This window comes from Bradyrhizobium daqingense (assembly GCF_021044685.1).
Classification (GTDB): Bacteria; Pseudomonadota; Alphaproteobacteria; order Rhizobiales; family Xanthobacteraceae; genus Bradyrhizobium; species Bradyrhizobium daqingense.
The window spans coordinates 1,774,341-1,787,973 of sequence record NZ_CP088014.1; the positions used below are offsets into that span (position 1 = coordinate 1,774,341).

Here is a 13,633-nt window from a genome sequence, read left to right on the forward strand (position 1 = left end):
GGCCATGGCGTATTCGGTCGCTCCATGGGCAAGGGATCATCAGACGGCGGCAGCGGTGCGGTCGCGAGCGCAGCGCCATCCACCGGCACCTGGCTCGGCGCGATTGCGCTGATCGGCTTCATTGTGGTGGCGACCGCGCAGGCCTCCAATCAGATTCTCGCGCGCGGGCTTGCGGGCTCGGTCCCGTCCTTTGCGCTCGCCTTCTTTCGCTGGAGCATCGTCGCCATCGGGCTCGCGCCGATCGCGCTCAAGGAGATCCGCGAAGGCCAGGTGCCGCTCGGCAACATCTGGCCGATTCTTGCCGCCGGCTTCATGGGCATGTTTCTGTGCGGCGGTCCGGTCTATGCCGCGGGCGTGTCGACGACGGCGATCCACATCGCGCTGATCATGGCGCTCTCGCCGATCACGGTGCTGATGATCTCTGCGGCGCTCAAGATCGAGCATGTCGGCTTGCTGCAATGGCTCGGTACGGCGCTCGCGCTATCGGGTGCGCTGCTGATCATTTCCGGCGGCCATCCGGCCACGTTGTTCGAACTGGAGACGGCGGCCGGCGACGGCCTGGTCGTGATCGCGATGCTGGGCTGGTCCGGCTATACGCTGCTGCAATCGCGCGCCGCACCGAAGGCGTCGCTGCTTGCACGCATCAGCCTGTTCTCGGCCGCCGGCGCCTTGTTCTCGCTGCCGCTCGCGGCCTGGGAAATGTGGGCCATGCCCGCCCAAATCTTCAGCACCAAGGCGCTATCGGCCTATGTCTTCGCCGGGATCGTTCCTGGCCTGCTTGCCTATGCCGGCTTTGCCTGGCTCGGTGCCAAATTCGGTTCGGTGCGGACCTCGCTCGTCCTCTACCTCGGACCGGTTGCAAGCGCCCTGTTGTCTTTCGCGATCCTCGGTGAGCCGCCGGGGCTGATTCATCTCGTCGGCGGGCTGCTGATCCTCGGCGGCGTCTGGGCCAGCCTGCGCCGATAGTTCCATCTGAACGAGTCCTGGTTCAAGCGCAGGAACCATCCGCGGCTGCGAACATTCTGATTAGGGGTCCGTGCGGGCCCGGTTGCGCGCGCCTCCATCATGTCGGCGTTCGCGGCGTCGCCTCTGGCGATGGGGGACCTGTGAGTACAGTCATTGAGAACTTGCTATTGCGGAAGCAGAAGCTTGTGGAACAGCTCGAAAGGGTGCCGTCGGTCGAGGACCGCGACAAGATCGAGCACCAGCTCGAGCAGATCAACACCGCTCTGGATTTCCTGGACAGGCCGGGATCCAAGGACGCTCACTAGGCGCCTTCAGTCCGCTCCCACTTTCAGGGCCTTGGCATAGACCACGCCCGAATTGGTGATATGCATCGTCATCAGCGCCTCGAATGAAGCGTGCTCGCCGCGCGCGAACAGGTCGAGCAGCTTGCGATGCTCGTCGAAGGAGGTGCGGGTGCGCACGTCGATCGGCGAAGTCAGATTGGTGCGCAGCGCGGCGACGCGGCTGGAGGCGAGCTGATAGGATTCGGCGAGATAGCGGTTGCCGCAATGGGTGAACAGCGCCTCGTGGAAGGCGGTATCGGCCCGGCCATAGGCGATGTTGTCCTTTGCGGCAATCGCCGGCTCCATCGCCGCGATCGCGTCGTTCATCGCCGTAATGGCGCCGTCGCGATCATGGCGAAAGGCGAGCTCGGCCGCCCTGGGTTCGAGTGCGATCCGGAAGGTGCAGAGCGCGGTGATGTCTTCCGCACTCGGCGTAAAGACGAAACTGCCGACCTGCGGCCGGATCACCACCAGCCCCTGTGCCTGCAACAGGCCCATCGCCTCGCGCACCGGCGTGCGGCTGACGCCGAAGGAGTTCGCCACCATCTCCTCGGAGATGGCAGCCCCTAACGCGAATTCGCCGTCGATGATGGCCTGACGCAGCCGCTGCATCACCCGCTGGGACAGCGATTTCGGCGTATCGAGCTTGAGCGAGCGCATATGCCCTCAGATCACCTTGCCGGGATTGAGCAGATGATCAGGATCGAGCGCAGCCTTCAGCGTCCGCATCAGCGCGATCTCGGCCTCGCTGCGGGCGTGCCCCAGCCATTGCTTCTTCAGCGTGCCGATGCCGTGCTCGGCGGAAACGCTGCCGCCAAGCTCGCGCACCAGACCATAGATGATCGCATCCATCTCTTCCTTCGGCTGCTGCTCGACCGGAAGTCCTGTGACCCAGGAGACGAGGTGCAGATTGCCGTCGCCGATATGGCCGTAATAGACACTCTCGCAGCCTTTGATGCCGGCGGCGAGCGCGGCCTTGCAGCGCGTGGTGAACTCGTCCATCCGCGCCACCGCAAGGCCGATGTCGTAGGAGATGTGCGGACCCAGCACCTGGCCGAATTCGGCGCAGATGTCGCGCACGCGCCAGAAGCTCTGCGTTTGCGCCAGCGACTGCGCCACGGCGGCATCCGCCAGCAGCCCGCGCTCCATCAGCTCTTCGAGCCAGGCCTGGAAGCGCGGCGCATCGAGGCTTTCGTCGGTGCCCTGCGCTTCGACCAGCACGTAGAGGCCGTGGCCCGCCGCGACCGGCGGCTTCACGCCGGCGCGAGTCGTGATGACGTCCCAGTAGTCCGGCCACATCACCTCGAAGGCCGACAGCAACGGGCCGAGCCCGCTGCGCGCGGCGCCGAGCAGCGCGACCACCGCAGCATAATCCTTGAGCGCGCAGAGCGCGGCCATGGTCGAGCGCGGCTTTGGAAACAGTTTCAGCACCACGCGGGTGATGATGCCGAGCGTGCCTTCCGAGCCGATGAAGAGATGCTTCAGATCGTACCCGGCATTGTTCTTCATCAGCTTGTTAAGGCTGGTGATGATGGTGCCGTCGGGCAGCACCACTTCGAGACCGAGCACCAGCTCGCGCGTCATGCCGTAGCGGATCACGCGGTTGCCGCCGGCATTGGTGGAGAGATTGCCGCCGATCGCACAGGAGCCGCGCGAGCCGAGATCGAGCGGGAAGAAGAAGCCGGCCTCGTCGGCGGCCTTCTGGATCGTCTCCAGCGGCGTGCCCGCCTTCACCGTCATCGTCGCCGAGGCGGGATCGATCTCCTCGATCCCGGTCATGCGCTCCAGCGAGATCGCGACCCAGCCCGCTTCAGGCGAGGCGCCGCGGCACAGCCCGGTCAAGCCGCCCTGCGGCACGAACGGCAGCCGGGCCTCTCGGCAGGTCGCGATCGCATGGGCAACGCCTTGCGCATCGCGCGGACGGATCACCGCCAGCGGCGTCTGCGGCAGGCTCGCGCTCCAATCGTTGCAATTGCGCGCCGGCACTTCGCTGCCGGTCAGCACCGCAGCCGCGCCGAGCCTGTCACGCAGTGCGCCGAGCAGGTGGTCGGCACGCCCAGGGGGAGTTGCCATGTCCATGCGAGACCTCCGCTAAAATCAGTTGCGCCTTATGCGCGCCGCGAGGGTGGAAAGGAATTGCGCCACTCTTGTATGTAAGGTACAAGGTCAAAAGTAAAGTAAAAATAGTGACTCAGGACACAGCCTAAGATCCTTCCGAATCAAAGGCTTGGGTCCCGGCTCGCAGCAAAAAGGGCGATGGGATGACGGAGGCAATTCGCGGCTTATGGGTGGCGTCGGCGACGCCGCTGGCGGCGGACGGCAGCGTGGACGCGGCCAAGCTCGCGGCTCATGCCAAGCAGCTCTTCGGCAAGGGCGTCGACGGTGTCGTGCTGTTCGGCACCACCGGCGAGGGCACCTCGTTCAATGTCACTGAGCGCGTTGCGACCATCGAAGCCCTGCTCAAGGCGGGCGTCGCGCCGGAGCGCATGGGCATCGGCGGCGGCTTCCCCGCCATCACCGACGGCGTCGCGCTGTCGCGCACCGTGCTCGGCCTCGGCCTGCGCCACGTGCTGGTGCTGCCGCCATACTTCGACCGCGGCGTCACGCCCGAGGGCGTTGAGGACGCCTTCGCCGCGATCATCGACGGCGTCGCCGACGATCGCCTGCGCGCCTATCTCTATCACATCCCGCAGGTCTCGGGCGTTGCGATCCCGACCAGTGTCGCCGCCAACTTACGCAAACGCTACGGCAAGATCGTTGCAGGCCTGAAGGACTCCAGCGGCGACTTCAAGCAGTTTCAGGCGTTCCGTGCGGCCGCGCCCGAGCTCGCCATCACCGTCGGCAACGAGGCTGATATCGCCCGTGCGGTCGCCGCCGGCGGCGCCGGCACCATCTGCGGCATGGCCAACATCGTGCCCGAGCTGGTCAAGGGCATGCTCGACGGCGGGGATGTCGAGGCGCGCATGCAGGCCGCGATTGACGTCGTGTTGAAGACGCCGTCCTTCCTCCCGACGCTGAAGGCGATCCTGGCGGCGCAGACGGGCGATGCGGGCTGGCTGCGCGTGCGTCCGCCGCTTCGTGCGTTGTCCGACGGTGCCGCGTTCAAGCGACAGCTCGACGACCTGACGGCGCCCGTCATCGCGTGATTACGCAGCAAATTCGCGCGTTGCGTGCCGCGGAAGCCGCGGCCGCAATTGCTGATTGCGGTCCGATGCGCTGTGTCTTTAGAACGCTTCAATACTAGAGCTATTCAAGCCGACTTACGGTTCTCTTGACGCGCTGCGACTGTTAGACGCGCCAGCTTCAATGCTGCGTCTGACCTGGAAGTGAATCGTGCCTGCTTATCTGGACGGCCAACCTGTCGATGGCCGTCGAACTCGTGGCGGCAAGAGCCGTGCAAGTCTTCTCATTGGCGCGGCCGTGCTGCTCGCTGAATCCTCCTCCAGCACGACGATTGCGCAGGCGCAATCGGCACTGCCGCCGGTGACGGTGGAGGCCCCCGTGCAGCGACCGCGGCCGGCGCGCGCATCCGAACAATCGCCACGCCGCGCGCAAACTGCCACGCGCCAGCGCAGTCGCACTTCCAGTCCGGCGCCCACCGTACCGACGCTCTCGGAGCGCGCTGCGGCGGAAGCCGCCGCGCAACAGGCCGCGAAGCTCGGCTATCGCGCGATGCCGAGCGCGACCACGCTACGCAGCGGCGCTTCGCCGCTGAACACCTCGCAGGCGGTCAACGTCGTGCCAGAGCAGGTGTTGAAGGACCAGTTGCCGCGCAACATCGACGATGCGCTCATCAACGTCTCCGGCATCACCCAGACCAATACACTCGCGGGCAGCCAGGACGCCGTGATCCGCCGCGGCTTCGGCGACAACCGCGACGGCTCGATCATGCGCAACGGCATGCCGCTGGTGCAGGGCCGCAGCTTCAATCCCGCCGTCGAAAGCGTGGAGGTGCTCAAGGGACCGGCCTCGCTGCTCTACGGCATCATGGATCCCGGCGGCATCGTCAACACCATCAGCAAGCGTCCCGAGCTCTACCAGCACGGCTCGGTCACGCTGCTCGGCTCGGCCTACAGCGCCTCGAAAACCGGCGCCGACGGCCTGCTCGACGTCACCGGTCCGATCGGCGACCAGGGCCTCGCCTATCGCTTCATCGGCTACGGCGTCAGTGAGGACTATTGGCGCAATTTCGGCCGGCACCGCGAGATGCTGGTGGCGCCGTCACTGGCCTGGTACGGCCAGGACACCACGGTGCAGCTCAACTACGAGCATCGCGAGTTCATCTATCCATTCGACCGCGGCACCGCATTCAATCCGGTGACCAAGGCGCCGCTCGCCGTGCCCGCCACGCGAAGGCTGGACGAGCCGTTCAACAACACCTGGGGAACCTCCGACCTGATCCAGGCCTCGGTCGAGCACCGTTTCAATCAGGATTGGAAGCTCTACGCCGGTTACAGCTACAACACCGAAACCTTCAGCGCCAACCAGCTCCGCATCACCGGTATCAACTTCACGACCGGCAACGAGACGCGCAGCAATGACGGCACGCAGGGCTCGCTCAGCAATGTCAGCTACGGAACGTCCTACGTCTCCGGCGGCTTCTGGCTGGGCAACATGCGCAACGAGGTGCTGTTCGGCGGCGACGGCCAGTATCGCACCATCTACCGCGACAATCTGATCCGGCAGGCCACGCCGCCCATCAATGTTTACAATCCCATTTACGGTTTGATCGGACCGGGGACAACCGTCTCGAACAGCGACAGCGCCCAAACCGACAAGCTCGGCCAGTGGTCACTGTTCTTCCAGGACACGCTGCATCTGACCGAGCGGTTCGCGCTGGTCGGCGGCGTGCGTTATATGGACTACGATCAGATCGCCGGGCGTGGAAAGCCTTTCATCGTCAACACCAACGTCTCCCAGGACAAGGTGCTGCCGCTCGGAGGTGCGATCCTCAAGCTCACCGACGAGCTTTCGCTCTATGCGAGCTATACCCAGTCGCTGAAGCCGAATTCGACGATTGCTCCGTTGGCAAATAGCGGCGGCTTCGTGCTGGGTTCGAACATCGCTCCGGAAGAAGGCACGCAGTACGAGACCGGTCTCAAGTTCGATAACAAGCGTCTCTCAGGTACGCTTGCGGTCTACGAGGTCGAGAAGCAGAACGTGTTGGTCAGCCAATTTAACCCCGCGCTCGGCCTAAACGTCTATACGACGGCCGGCAAGGCACGCGCGCGCGGGGTCGAGATCGACGTCACCGGGAGGCTCACGGACAGCTGGGCCGTGATCGGAAGCTATGGCTATACCGATGCGCGAGTGACGGCTTCCCAGGATCTGACGCTGCTCGGCAAGAAGCTGCAAAACGTCGCCCTGAACACGGCCTCGCTCTATCTCGTCTACGACTTCGGGACGGCGTTGCCAGGTCAGCTCCGCCTCGGAGGCGGCGCCCGCTATGTCGGCGACCGTCCCGGTGATGCCATCAACACCTTCTTCCTGCCGTCCTACGTGGTCGCCGACATCTTCGCGACCTACGAGACCAGGTACGAGCAATTCCCGGTGATCTATCAATTCAACGTCAAGAACCTGTTCGACAAGGTCTATTATCCCTCCGCCGTCAACAATCTGAACGTCGCCGTCGGCGATGCCCGGCGCGTGTCGCTCTCGGCGACGGTGAAGTTCTAGCGATGTCGATGCGGCACATAGCCATCGCGATCCTGATCGCCCTGGCGGCTGCCTGCACGACGGCCCCAAGCCGCGCCGAAGAGATGACGCTCTACTCGACCAGGGAGGCCGCTCTGGTCGCGCCGGTTGCTGGGGCTTTTACGGAAGCCAGCGGCATCGGCGTGAAAATCGTCTTCATCGAGGACAGTCTCATCAGGCGTCTCGTATCGGAAGGCGAGGCATCGCCCGCCGATGTCCTGTTGACCATCGGGCTCGACAAGACCACCCAGCTTGCCGCGCATGGCCTGACCCAGGTCTTCACTTCGACGCATATCGAACGGGCCGTGCCGGCAAACCTGCGCGGCAACGGCGCGCAATGGGTTGCGCTTGCGATCCGCCCCCGCGTCGCATTCGTGCGCAAGGACAGCGCGCTTGCTCAGATCGACTATGAAGATCTGGTCGATCCCCGATGGCGCGGCAAGCTGTGCATGCGCTCGGCGCTGCATCAGAACAATGTCGCGCTGGTTGCGGCCTATCACGTCCATCACGGTGATGCCGCGACCGAGGTCTGGCTCGCCGGGCTGAAGGCTAACCTCGCCCACAGGCCTGAGGGCAAGGACAATGACGTAATCCGCGAGATCGCGGAGGGCAGATGCGAGATCGGCATCGGCAACACCGTTGCGCTGGCGCAATTGCGCGACGGACGGGAGGGGCCTGACTGGCGCGCCTGGGCCGAGGCGGTCAGGGCTGTTCCGACCGCCTTCAAAGGTGGCGGCGCGCATGTGAACCTCGCCGGCGCAGCCCTCGCGAAGCATGCGCCACATCCGGAGGCTGCGCAGAAATTCGTCGAGTTCCTCGTCACGCCGGCGGCGCAGCGGATTTTCGCTGCCGCTGAGCTCGAATACCCTGTGCTGGCCTCGGCAAGGCAGGCCCCGATCGTCGCCGATATGGGCGCGTTCACAGCAGATGCACTGCCGATCGATGAGATCGCCGCGCATCAGCAGGCCGCGATCGTCCTGATCAAGAAGGTCGGCTTCGATGAGTAGAGCGGGCCACACAATCAAGGCGGCCCTGCTTCAGGTCCATTCCATCGCCGGCCTCGTGCTCGCGCTGCTGCTCGCCCTGATCGCGCTGACCGGTGCGGTCATGAGCTTCGAGGATGAAATCCTCGATCATCTCAACGCCGATATCATGCACGTCGCGCCACGCCCAGCGTCGGCGCTGATGCCGGACGAACTGGTCGCGCGGCTCAAGGCGGCGCAGGACGCCGGCAAAGTCTCCGCCGTCGCGCTGTCGAGCGACCCGTCGGCAGCGGTGCGGGTTCGCTTCGGCCGCGACGAGCAGGGCGCAAGGCCGTCCTCGCTCTACGTCGACCCCTATGACGCGCGCGTGCTGGGCTCCCCGCGCGGCGAGGAATTCTTCGCGACCGTGCGCAGGCTGCATCGCTGGCTGCTCATCCCCGGCGATGCCAAGGGCTGGGGGCGCCAGGTCACTGGCGTCGCCGCGCTCGGCCTGATCGTGATGCTGATCTCCGGCCTCGTGCTGCGCTGGCCGCGCCGCGCCGGCAGCGTGAAGATGTGGCTCAAACCCAATCTCGGTCTCAGTGGGCGCGGTCTGCATCGCTCGCTGCACGCCGTCATCGGCACCTGGGTGTTTCCGGTCTATCTGTTAATGACGCTCACCGGGCTCTGGTACTCGTTCGACTGGTACAAGGATGGCGTGGTCTGGCTGCTGTCGCGGCCGCATGTCGCCGCGGCCAAGATGCAGCCCAAGATGTCTGCAAAGCCGCCGCGTGAGGCCGGCCGTATCGAGGCGCAAGCGATCGGTTTCGACCAGGCGTGGACGACGTTCCGGCGCGAGGAGGGCGGCCACTTCTCGAAGGCGTTGCTGACGCTGCCGGCCGGCGCCGGCACAGCGATCCGGATCCGATCGTGGTCGAAGGAGACGACGCTCGACACCTCGCGCGACGAATTCCGCATCGATGCCGTCTCGGGACAATTGGTTTCCGCGGAGCGGTACGCCGACAAGTCTTTTGGCGAGAAGATCATCGCTAACATGCTCGACATCCACCGCGGTGCCATCCTGGGCTGGCCCGGCAAGCTCGCCTTCATGATCGCGGCGGCGCTGATGCCGTTGTTCTCGGTCACCGGCGTCCTGCTCTATCTGTCGCGCCGCAGGCTGCGGCGCCCGGCGCAGCCGCCGCTCGGCCGGCTCGTTCCGGGCGAGTGAGCGGACACGAAGGCTAGCCAAGCGCGCGACAATCGTTCAAAAGCCCATGGCCTGTTCTCGTCAAGGTCCGCGCCATGAAGCTTTCCACCGTCACTCCCGCCGAGATCCGCCGCGCGCTGCTGCTGCGCGAAGAGATCGCGCTGCTCGATCTCAGATATGAGGCGGCGTTCGCGACCGGACATCCGCTGTTCGCCGCCAACATGGCGGCCGGCCGGATCGCCGTCGAGGCCGAGATCAGGCTGCCGCGCGAGGACGTTCCGATCGTACTTTACGATGACGGCGAAGGCCTCGTCGCTGTGGGTGCGGAGCGGCTTGCGGCGCTGGGTTACACCAATATCAGCGCGCTGGACGGTGGACTGAAGTCCTGGCGCGCGGCGGGCTATCAGGTCTTCGAGGACGTCAATTCCTATTCCAAGGCATTCGGCGAACTGGTCGAGTCGCGCCGTCACACGCCCTCGTTCAGTGCCGACGAAGTGGCAAAGCTGATCGCTGACAAGGCCAACATTGCCATCCTCGACGTCCGCCGCTTCGACGAATACGCGACCATGAACATTCCGGGCTCGGTCAGCGTGCCCGGCGCCGAGTTGGTCTTGCGGGCCGGGCAGGCTGCGCCCGATCCTGAAACCACCATCATCGTCAATTGCGCCGGCCGCACGCGCTCGATCATCGGCACCCAGTCGCTGATCAATGCCGGTGTGCCCAACAAGGTGCGCGCGCTGCGCAACGGCACGATCGGCTGGACGCTGGCGAGACACACGCTTGACCACGGTGCCGACAGGCGCGGCGCGATCGGACCGTTCGAGGGCGGTCCGGCCAATGCCCGCGACGTCGCCTATCGTGCCGGCGTTCGTCATATCGGTGCGAGCGAGATGGCGGCGCTGCTCGCGCAAACTGATCACACGCTCTATCGCTTCGACGTGCGCGACGCCGAGGAATATGCCGCCGGCCATCTGCCGGGCTTTCGTCATTATCCCGGCGGCCAGCTCGTTCAGGAGACCGACATGGCGGCGCCGGTCCGCGGCGCGCGAATTTTGCTGACCGACGACAAGGGCGTCCGTGCCGACATGACGGCATCATGGCTCGCCCAGATGGGCTGGGAGGTCTATGTGCTCGAAGGCGGCTATGACGGCGCGCTCGAGATCGCCCCGCCGCTGGTGCTGCCGAAGCCCGACCCGGCGCATCGTTACCGCCGGCCCTATGAAGGTACCGACGTCGCCGAAGCCGCGATGCAAGCCTATCTCGACTGGGAGTACGGCTTGGTCGAACAGCTCCGGCTCGACGCGACGCACGGATTCTACGTGATTTGATTCTGTCGTCCGTCAACTCCGCGCAAAGGCGATGCCGTTTGGTAGGCCGTCCCTGCCGCCCGCCATCTTCTCCCCGTATCCACGCCCTATTGTGCCGCGCACCGTCCGCGGTCTAAGAGCTGCGGCAAAGCTGTGACTGACGGAGACACCATGCCAGCCCCAGGCCAAAGCCCCGAGCGGACTGCGAAGGCGCTGCTGCTCGAAGGCGTCAATGATAGCGCTGTCGAGCTGTTCAAGAGCGCGGGCTTTACCAATGTCGAACGCCTGACCAAGGCGCTGGACGGAGAGCATCTGCGCAAAGCGCTCAAGGGCGTGTCGCTGCTCGGCATCCGTTCGCGCACCCAGATCACCGATGACGTGCTCGGCGCCGCCGACCAGCTGCTCGCGGTCGGCTGCTTCAGCGTCGGCACCAACCAGGTCGATCTCCTGGCGGCGCGCAAGCGCGGCATTCCTGTGTTCAACGCACCGTTCTCCAACACGCGCAGCGTCGCCGAGCTCGTGATCGGCGAGATCGTGATGCTGCTGCGGCGGATCTTTCCGCGCTCGGTATCGGCGCATGGGGGCGGCTGGGACAAGTCGGCGACCGGCAGCCGCGAGGTGCGCGGCCGCACGCTCGGCATCGTCGGCTACGGCAATATCGGCTCGCAGCTGTCCACGCTCGCCGAAGCCATGGGCATGCGCGTGATCTATTTCGACCGCACCGACAAGCTTCGCCACGGCAACACCGAGCCGGTCGAGCGACTGGAAGATCTGCTGGCGCAGAGCGACGTCGTCAGCCTGCACGTGCCCGAGACGCCGGAAACCGCCGGGATGATCGGCGAGAAGGAGCTACGGGCGATGAAGCCGGGCTCGTTCCTGATCAACAACAGCCGCGGCACCGTGGTCGATCTCGATGCGCTCGCGCGCGCGTTGCGTGAGGGTCATCTCGCCGGCGCCGCCGTCGACGTGTTTCCGGTCGAGCCGTCCTCGAATTCGGATCGTTTCAACAGCCCGGTGCAGGGCGTGGAGAACGTCATCCTCACGCCGCATATCGGCGGCTCGACCGAGGAGGCGCAGGAGCGCATCGGCGGGGAGGTCGCACGCAAGCTGGTCGACTATTTCATCACGGGATCGACCATGGGCGCGGTGAACTTCCCCGAGGTGCAGCTGCATCTTCGCCCCTCCGGCGCGCGCTTCAGCCATGTCCATCGCAACGTGCCGGGCATGCTGCGGCGCCTGAACGAGGTCTTCCTGCAGCGCGACATCAACATCGCCGCGCAATATCTCGAGACCGCCGGCGACCTCGGCTATGTCGTGCTCGATGCCGATCTCGCCGGCCAGGATTCGGCGGCGCTGCTCGATCAGATCCGCAGCCTCGAAGGCACGGTCGGAGCGCGGCTGGTGTTCGAGCACTAGAGCGTCATTGACGGCCGGCCGGCGGTCGACTTCAATGCGGCCTCCTGATCGAACCAGAAGAGAACCGGGGGGAAACAATGGCGCAACTGCGTGCGAAGCTCTGTGCATTGCCCGTCGGCGCGGCGACCTTGCTGGCTGCAAACTGCGCCTCGGCGGCGACGCTGGCTGAAGACGCCGAGGCCGTCTGCAAGGGTCTCGTTGGCGGCGCTGACGCCGTGAAGATCGATGCCGCGACTTTGCAGTCGCCATCGCCTCTCGCCGTCGCCGAGCGCGGACCGACCCCGTCGGGGCGCGTCACGCCGGCCAATCCCGTCTTCTGCAAGGTGCTCGGACACATCGACCCCGCCGATCCCAAGGCGCCGCCGATCAAATTCCAGGTCAATCTTCCCGTCGAGTGGAACGGCCGCTCGCTGCAATATGGCGGCGGCGGCTTCAACGGCGTGCTGATCACCGGCTTGGCGCTGCCGCCGGCCTATCCCTTCGACAAGCCGTCGCCGCTCGCGCGCGGCTTCGTCACCTACGGCACCGATTCCGGCCACGAGACCAAGCAGGGCGAGCCGCCGCAGGTTTTCGCGCTCAACGACGAAGCGTTCGAGAACTTTGCTCATCGTTCCTACAAGAAGGTGCGCGATGCCGCCGTCGCGCTGATGCAGCGTGCTTACGGCAAGATGCCTGAAAAGATGTATTTCATGGGCTCGTCCGAGGGCGGCCGCGAGGGCCTCACCATGGCGCAGCGCTATCCCGACGATTTCGACGGCATCTTCGCCCGCGTGCCCGTGATCAATTGGGTCGGCCTGCAGCATGCCGGCACGCGCGGGGGCCTTGCGACCATGGGCGAGGGCTGGATCAATCCGGCGCAGGTCAAGCTCGTGGGCGATGCGGTGCGTTCGGCTTGCGACAAGGCCGACGGCTCCGACGATGCGCTGGTGCAGGATCCCGTTTCCTGCAAGGCGGCGTTCAAGATCGAGACGCTGCGCTGCGCGGCGGGCCAGAGCGGCGATCAGTGCCTCACCGAGGCGCAGATCAAGGCCGTCAACACGCTGCATGGGACCTACAAATTCCCGTTCCCGCTCGCCAATGGTCTCGACGATTATCCGGGTTGGGGCATCTCCGGCGAGGACATCCCGGCCGTTGGCCCGACCGGCGGCTGGGTCGCCTGGTGGCTCGGCACCGCGCCGCCCGCGCAGCCGCCTGCGCCCAACAACGGCATCGCCTGGATCTACGGCGCCGGCGGCATTCAATATGTGTTCGCACGCGATCCCAAGCTCGACGTCACCACCTACAAGGTGGAGGACCACAAGGCGCGGCTGCTCGAGGTCTCCAGGCTGATGGATTCGACCGATCCCGATCTCAGCCGTTTTCGCGCGCGCGGTGGCCGGCTTATCATGCTCGAGCACATGGCCGATTACGCGCAGAGCCCCTATGCCGGCATCCGCTATTTCGAGAGCGTCGAGCGCAAGCTCGGCAAGGCCGAGACCGCGGAGTTCGCCCGCCTCTATACCGCGCCCGGCGTCGACCATGTCGGCTCCGGCGCGCCGGCCAATGTCGACATGCTGAGTGTGCTGGTCGACTGGGTCGAGAAGGGCAAGGCGCCCGGCGATCTCGAGGTCACCGAGCAGAAGGTAGAGGCGCCGTCATTTGCAGTGACGCGTGCGCTGCCGCTGTGCCGCTGGCCGTCCTGGCCGCACTACAAGAGTGGTTCGGTGACGGAGGCTTCGAGCTTTACCTGCGCGCCCTGAGAGGCGACGAGGCGAATGG

General features: G+C 65.6%; 10 protein-coding genes. 8 read left to right on the forward strand and 2 right to left on the reverse strand.

What is annotated here, in order from left to right; translation table 11 throughout:
* Window positions 1-24 precede the first annotated feature (24 nt).
* Complete coding sequence (locus LPJ38_RS08335) at window positions 25-966, forward strand: DMT family transporter (protein ID WP_145640431.1); 942 nt, start codon at window positions 25-27, stop codon at window positions 964-966.
* A gap of 311 nt (window positions 967-1,277) precedes the next feature.
* Here LPJ38_RS08335 and LPJ38_RS08340 read toward each other — a convergent pair whose 3' ends face one another.
* Window positions 1,278-1,949 carry a GntR family transcriptional regulator gene (locus LPJ38_RS08340; RefSeq protein WP_145640429.1) on the reverse strand — a complete coding sequence of 224 codons (672 nt, stop codon included), beginning with the start codon at window positions 1,947-1,949 and terminating at the stop codon, window positions 1,278-1,280.
* A 6-nt stretch (window positions 1,950-1,955) separates the two neighbouring features.
* Window positions 1,956-3,368: an FAD-binding oxidoreductase gene (locus LPJ38_RS08345; RefSeq protein ID WP_145640427.1), complete on the reverse strand. Its 1,413-nt coding sequence runs from the start codon at window positions 3,366-3,368 to the stop codon at window positions 1,956-1,958.
* A gap of 182 nt (window positions 3,369-3,550) precedes the next feature.
* Between LPJ38_RS08345 and LPJ38_RS08350 the strand changes: the two genes are divergently transcribed.
* The 7 genes from LPJ38_RS08350 to LPJ38_RS08380 all read left to right on the forward strand — a co-directional run bounded on the left by LPJ38_RS08350 (window position 3,551) and on the right by LPJ38_RS08380 (window position 13,614).
* Window positions 3,551-4,435: a dihydrodipicolinate synthase family protein gene (locus LPJ38_RS08350; RefSeq protein WP_145640425.1), complete on the forward strand. Its 885-nt coding sequence runs from the start codon at window positions 3,551-3,553 to the stop codon at window positions 4,433-4,435.
* Between the two features lie 187 nt (window positions 4,436-4,622).
* Window positions 4,623-6,965, forward strand: coding sequence for a TonB-dependent siderophore receptor (locus tag LPJ38_RS08355; RefSeq protein ID WP_145640423.1), 2,343 nt, complete (start codon window positions 4,623-4,625; stop codon window positions 6,963-6,965).
* Between the two features lie 8 nt (window positions 6,966-6,973).
* The gene (locus LPJ38_RS08360; protein ID WP_231088592.1) at window positions 6,974-7,990 is read left to right on the forward strand and encodes an extracellular solute-binding protein; all 1,017 of its coding nucleotides are present in this window, start codon (window positions 6,974-6,976) and stop codon (window positions 7,988-7,990) included.
* Window positions 7,983-9,173: a PepSY-associated TM helix domain-containing protein gene (locus LPJ38_RS08365; protein WP_145640419.1), complete on the forward strand. Its 1,191-nt coding sequence runs from the start codon at window positions 7,983-7,985 to the stop codon at window positions 9,171-9,173. The genes LPJ38_RS08360 and LPJ38_RS08365 overlap by 8 nt, the downstream gene beginning before the upstream one ends.
* 74 nt (window positions 9,174-9,247) lie before the next feature.
* The gene (locus LPJ38_RS08370; protein ID WP_145640417.1) at window positions 9,248-10,480 is read left to right on the forward strand and encodes a rhodanese-like domain-containing protein; all 1,233 of its coding nucleotides are present in this window, start codon (window positions 9,248-9,250) and stop codon (window positions 10,478-10,480) included.
* A gap of 150 nt (window positions 10,481-10,630) precedes the next feature.
* Complete coding sequence (serA, locus tag LPJ38_RS08375; protein ID WP_145640415.1) at window positions 10,631-11,875, forward strand: phosphoglycerate dehydrogenase; 1,245 nt, start codon at window positions 10,631-10,633, stop codon at window positions 11,873-11,875.
* 77 nt (window positions 11,876-11,952) lie between these two features.
* On the forward strand, window positions 11,953-13,614 hold the full coding sequence (locus LPJ38_RS08380; RefSeq protein ID WP_145640413.1) for a tannase/feruloyl esterase family alpha/beta hydrolase: 1,662 nt from the start codon (window positions 11,953-11,955) through the stop codon (window positions 13,612-13,614).
* Window positions 13,615-13,633: the final 19 nt, after the last annotated feature.

Bases quoted from the DNA above. Each gene is read 5' to 3' on its own strand.
- LPJ38_RS08335 (WP_145640431.1), top strand. From the start codon at position 25: ATGGGCAAGGGATCATCAGACGGCGGCAGCGGTGCGGTCGCGAGCGCA.
- LPJ38_RS08340 (WP_145640429.1), bottom strand. From the start codon at position 1,949: ATGCGCTCGCTCAAGCTCGATACGCCGAAATCGCTGTCCCAGCGGGTG.
- LPJ38_RS08345 (WP_145640427.1), bottom strand. From the start codon at position 3,368: ATGGACATGGCAACTCCCCCTGGGCGTGCCGACCACCTGCTCGGCGCA.
- LPJ38_RS08350 (WP_145640425.1), top strand. From the start codon at position 3,551: ATGACGGAGGCAATTCGCGGCTTATGGGTGGCGTCGGCGACGCCGCTG.
- LPJ38_RS08360 (WP_231088592.1), top strand. From the start codon at position 6,974: ATGCGGCACATAGCCATCGCGATCCTGATCGCCCTGGCGGCTGCCTGC.
- LPJ38_RS08365 (WP_145640419.1), top strand. From the start codon at position 7,983: ATGAGTAGAGCGGGCCACACAATCAAGGCGGCCCTGCTTCAGGTCCAT.
- LPJ38_RS08370 (WP_145640417.1), top strand. From the start codon at position 9,248: ATGAAGCTTTCCACCGTCACTCCCGCCGAGATCCGCCGCGCGCTGCTG.
- serA (WP_145640415.1), top strand. From the start codon at position 10,631: ATGCCAGCCCCAGGCCAAAGCCCCGAGCGGACTGCGAAGGCGCTGCTG.
- LPJ38_RS08380 (WP_145640413.1), top strand. From the start codon at position 11,953: ATGGCGCAACTGCGTGCGAAGCTCTGTGCATTGCCCGTCGGCGCGGCG.